This window comes from Clostridium sp. AF50-3 (genome assembly GCF_003477445.1).
GTDB lineage: Bacteria > Bacillota > Clostridia > Lachnospirales > Lachnospiraceae > Otoolea > Otoolea fessa.
The window spans coordinates 1-4,279 of sequence record NZ_QUDH01000035.1 but is presented as its reverse complement, the minus strand read 5'-3'; the positions used below and the strand labels follow the sequence as shown (position 1 = coordinate 4,279).

General features: G+C 45.9%; 5 protein-coding genes, 1 tRNA gene and 1 pseudogene. 4 read left to right on the top strand and 3 right to left on the bottom strand.

Annotated features, from left to right (window positions below):
* Positions 1-30 precede the first annotated feature (30 nt).
* Together DW085_RS18535 and DW085_RS18530 are read left to right on the top strand one after the other, a co-directional pair.
* Positions 31-103 (top strand) — tRNA-Gly (locus DW085_RS18535).
* A gap of 166 nt (positions 104-269) precedes the next feature.
* Positions 270-890, top strand: a complete 621-nt coding sequence (locus DW085_RS18530; RefSeq protein ID WP_118494331.1) for a flavodoxin family protein — start codon at positions 270-272, stop codon at positions 888-890.
* A 30-nt stretch (positions 891-920) separates the two neighbouring features.
* Here the strand turns inward: DW085_RS18530 and DW085_RS18525 are convergent.
* The 3 genes and pseudogenes from DW085_RS18525 to DW085_RS18515 form a co-directional block, all read right to left on the bottom strand.
* Positions 921-1,229 (bottom strand): annotated as a pseudogene (locus tag DW085_RS18525) (Uma2 family endonuclease); the annotation flags it as partial.
* Positions 1,230-1,413: 184 nt separating this feature from the next.
* Positions 1,414-1,965: a substrate-binding domain-containing protein gene (locus tag DW085_RS18520; protein WP_243034092.1), complete on the bottom strand. Its 552-nt coding sequence runs from the start codon at positions 1,963-1,965 to the stop codon at positions 1,414-1,416.
* Positions 1,956-2,360 (bottom strand): LysR family transcriptional regulator, encoded by a 405-nt coding sequence (locus DW085_RS18515; protein ID WP_182427386.1) that lies wholly within the window; start codon positions 2,358-2,360, stop codon positions 1,956-1,958. The genes DW085_RS18520 and DW085_RS18515 overlap by 10 nt, the downstream gene beginning before the upstream one ends.
* 270 nt (positions 2,361-2,630) lie before the next feature.
* On the opposite strand from DW085_RS18515, the gene DW085_RS18510 reads away from it, so the two are divergent.
* Together DW085_RS18510 and DW085_RS18505 are read left to right on the top strand one after the other, a co-directional pair.
* Positions 2,631-3,206: a chromate transporter gene (locus tag DW085_RS18510; protein ID WP_118494322.1), complete on the top strand. Its 576-nt coding sequence runs from the start codon at positions 2,631-2,633 to the stop codon at positions 3,204-3,206.
* 15 nt (positions 3,207-3,221) lie between these two features.
* On the top strand, positions 3,222-3,785 hold the full coding sequence (locus DW085_RS18505; RefSeq protein ID WP_118494319.1) for a chromate transporter: 564 nt from the start codon (positions 3,222-3,224) through the stop codon (positions 3,783-3,785).
* Positions 3,786-4,279 lie beyond the last annotated feature (494 nt).

The window sequence follows — 4,279 nt, the reverse complement described above, 5'->3', positions numbered from 1 at the left end:
GAATCCTGTCACCCCGATTCTTACAAATATGCGCGAGTGGCTCAGTTGGTGGAGCGCGACCTTGCCAAGGTCGAGGCCGCGGGTTCGAGTCCCGTCTCGCGCTCTTTTTTATTATTGCGGAAGCTTTGATTCATCAGGGTTTCCGCTTTTTTGCATTTTCATTTTTATGTAGACAGTTGTAGACACCTGAAGACAATATATACGCTTACAGACTGTTTAAAAGCAATTTGTTGGAATAAATGTATCGTAGAATAAAAGGAGGAAACCAAATGAGCAAAGTATTAATTCTAAACGGAAGTCCACGTGTGAACGGCAACACATCCATTGCCATCCGGGAAATGGAGAATGTATTTCGAAATAGTGGGGTAGAGGTAACAACCATACAGATTGGAAATAAAGATATCCGGGGCTGTATTGCCTGTAACCAGTGCAGCGAAATTGGAAAATGTGTGTTTGATGATATCGTAAATGAGCTGGCACCTCTCTTTGAGGCGGCGGATGGTCTGGTGATTGCCAGTCCGGTCTACTATGCATCGGCTAATGCGACGCTGATTGCCTGTCTTGACCGCTTGTTTTACAGCACGTCCTTTGATAAGAGAATGAAGGTGGGTGCCAGTGTAGTCTGTGCACGCAGAGGCGGCTGCTCAGCGACTTTTGATGAATTGAACAAATTTTTTACCATCAGCAATATGCCGATCGCATCCAGCAGATACTGGAACAGTATTCACGGCTGTGAGAAAGGGGAGGCAGAGATGGATGAGGAAGGCAAGCAGACGATGCGGATGCTTGCAAAGAATATGACATTTCTTATGAAGTCCATCGAGCTTGGCAAGAAAGAATATGGTCTTCCGGAACAGGAGGAGCGGACGGCGACGAATTTTATTCGGTAAGTTTAAGGGAGTCAGAGCATTTTTGATAAGGTAGTCCATGCGCCGGCTGGATGGAGATACGATTTCGAAAATGCGAGCGGGAGCGCCGGAACAGCCGCGGTCGGTCAATTTATTCGGATCACAGATAAGAGAGATATCAGGCTCAACCCAATCTTTATCATCCGCATCCAGATTGACGGCGAAAGGAGGCGGATAAACGCGGCATTTTCCGCCGTTGGACTCGATATAATTTCCTAGAAGTCGGGAAATCTGGTAGGAAATTTCCTGATGAATCCGGCTCGGAGGTGCCATATTATAAACTTGCCCGTCGATCAGCTCTGCACGCTGCCCGTCGGGCAAGTTCCAGTAATCTTTTGAAATATAGGTATACCTATACCTAAAAGTATATTACAGGAAGAAATTATTTTTAATCATACGTACGTATTCGCAACCAATCCCAGATAACCTCAGCGTCGTATCAGGTCATATGGATAATGATGACCTGATAATCGCGAACCGTCTCATACGGAAGTTACTGGAACCGTCATGCATCCATCACAGGAAAAGGCTGTGTATGAGGGGAGATTCCCGGGGGATTTTGAGCGGAAATATGGTTGGATGGCAAAAGTTCACGCGCCATTTGGATAAAATCCTGCATGACAGGAGACAGAAACTTGCTCTGATGCCACGCCAGATGAACGGTATTTTGAAAAGAAAAATCCGAAAAATAGATCCGGGAAATGGTACTGAGTCTCAGCTCAGCTTCGAGCATAGTGCTTGGCAGAATTGTGACGCCAAGCCCCAGGCGGACGGCTTCGAGAATGGCCTCTTGTGAGGTACTTTCCCAGGCAGGGGTGACCTCACAGCCGGTCTGGCGGATGGCATTTTGAAATACTTCATAGGAGGTGCTGCCGACTTCGCGGAAGAGCAGCGGTTGTTTCATAAATGTATTGATGGAAACGGTTTTTCCTGCCATCGGGTGTCCCGGCGCGCAGATGGCGGTGTAGTGTTCCTGAAACAGGGGAGTCAGGGCAATCTGTTCGGAGCGGATGGTTCCGCCGACGATTGCAAGATCTAGCGCCCCATTTAAGAGCATGGCTTCCGTCTGTGCGGTCGTCTGTATATGGACCTGCGTGTGCACCTGGGATATGTCTCTTGAAATAGCTGCATGAAACGTGGTAGATAGGAAATCCCCACGTTGGTGCTGGCACCGATGCGGAGAACTCCGCTGATTCCGGAATTGGAAAATGCCAGTTCCATTTCATCGTACATCTGGATAAAATGGCGTGCATAGTCGAGAAAACGCCGCCCTTCGCCGGTAATTCGCAGACGCTGGTTGATCCGGTCGAAAAATAATGTTCCGTAGTGTTCTTCGAGCTCCCGGACGGCGGTGCTGACGGTTGGCTGCGTCAGGTAGAGATTGCGCGCCGCCTGTGTGATGCTTCCGGCGGATGCTACTTCGATAAAAATTCGGAAATGCCGCAGTGTCATGAAAACTCCTTTCCTGAATGTTTCATAAGGAGTGGGAAACATTCGTATTTGTATGTTTGTCCTACTTTTTTCCTGCCGTCAGAAATATTATTTTTGACGGCGTTGCTTTTATAGAGAATCATAGATATTTTAATAAGAACTATATATAAATTATAGTAATTTTAAAATGAATTGGCAAGTGTTATAATGGGCACAGAAAAAGGAATGTTGTTTTGCGTGAAGGAGAACTGGGAGAGACAAAAGATAAAATAGAAAAAGGGGGAATGGCAGATGAAACAGAAGCATCAACTGCTGGTTTTATTTTTAAAAACACTTTATATCAGCGCATTTACATTCGGGGGCGGTTTTGTCATTGTGACATTTATGAAGAAATGTTTCGTGGATGAGCTTCACTGGATTGATGAACAGGAAATGCTTGATTTTACCGCACTGGCACAGTCCTGTCCGGGCGCGATTGCGGTAAATGGGGCAATTTTGGTTGGTTGGAAAGTATATGGGTTTGCCGGAATGGTGGTGGCAGTCATCGGAACGATTCTTCCGCCGATGGCGATTCTGGCGGTTTTATCCGTCTGTTACGCCGCGTTTGCGTCGAACGTCTGGGTGGCAGCAGCACTAGAGGGAATGCGAGTCGGCGTGGCGGCTGTGATTCTGGATGTTTCCTGTGGGCTGGGAGTGAATGTTCTGAAGGAAAAAAAGCTGTATTCAATTGCAATCATGGTAATTGCGTTCCTGGCTGATTTTGTGCTGGATGTGAATGTAATCTATATCATTGCGGCGGGTATTCTGGCGGGAACGATTCGATTTATCTGGATGAGAAAACGTGAGCAGACGACCGGTGCGGTATAGAGGGGGAGAATAGATATGATCTATATACAATTATTTTTGAGCTTTCTGCAGATAGGGCTTTTCAGCGTGGGCGGCGGCTACGCGGCGATTCCACTGGTACAGAGCCTGATTGTGGAACGACAGGGATGGATCACGATGACGGAGTTTACGAATCTTATCACGATCGCGGAAATGACGCCGGGACCGATTGCGGTCAATTCAGCAACCTTTGTCGGAATTCGGATAGCGGGACTTCCGGGGGCGGTTGCGGCAACCTGGGGATGTATTTTCCCATCTTGTATCATTGTATCGGTACTGGCATACATATATCGGCGTTACCGCGGCGGCTCTGCGATGGGAAATATTTTAGGCAGTCTTCGCCCAGCGGTAGTGGCGCTGATCGCAGGTGCCGGACTTTCGATGCTACTGGCAGCAGTTCTTCCAGAGGTAAATGGGGAGAGGGTGATCCAGTGGGGCAGTCTGGTTCTTTTTTCGGCAGCTTTTATAGCGCTCCGCAAATGGAAACTGAACCCAATTCTTGTGATGTGGGTCTGCGGCGGTGTCAGCCTGGCAGTTAAATTGATTGAGTATCATTTGTAGAGAAGGTAGTATAGGAATAGGTAATAGATATAAATGAGAGTGTAGATGGAAAGTGAAAGCTGTATTTATGAATGGATGGAAATGGCATCGGATTCTTTTGATTCGATGCCATTTCTGGGATTAGGGGAAATAGATGCATAGACTTCAAATGGTTAGAATATTCTAAAAAATCACAACAAAATAAAAAGAATAACAAATATAGAAAAATTGTTGACAATCCTTGGAAACTCTGGTATCATAACATACGTCCTTGAGACAAGGGCAAATCAATCGAGGAAATAAGAGCGGAAACGCAAACGGATTTCTGAGAAAGATTAAAAATAAAATAAAAAAGTTGTTGACAAAGATAACTGATTGTGGTAATATAAATGAGCTGTCAATGAGACAACAACAAAGAACCTTGAAAACTGAACAGTATGTAAAACCCTGAAAATTCTAAGAACAAAGGCTTTTGGTTAAGCCTTGAAGTTCAAGAGAACATTCAGAACAAAACC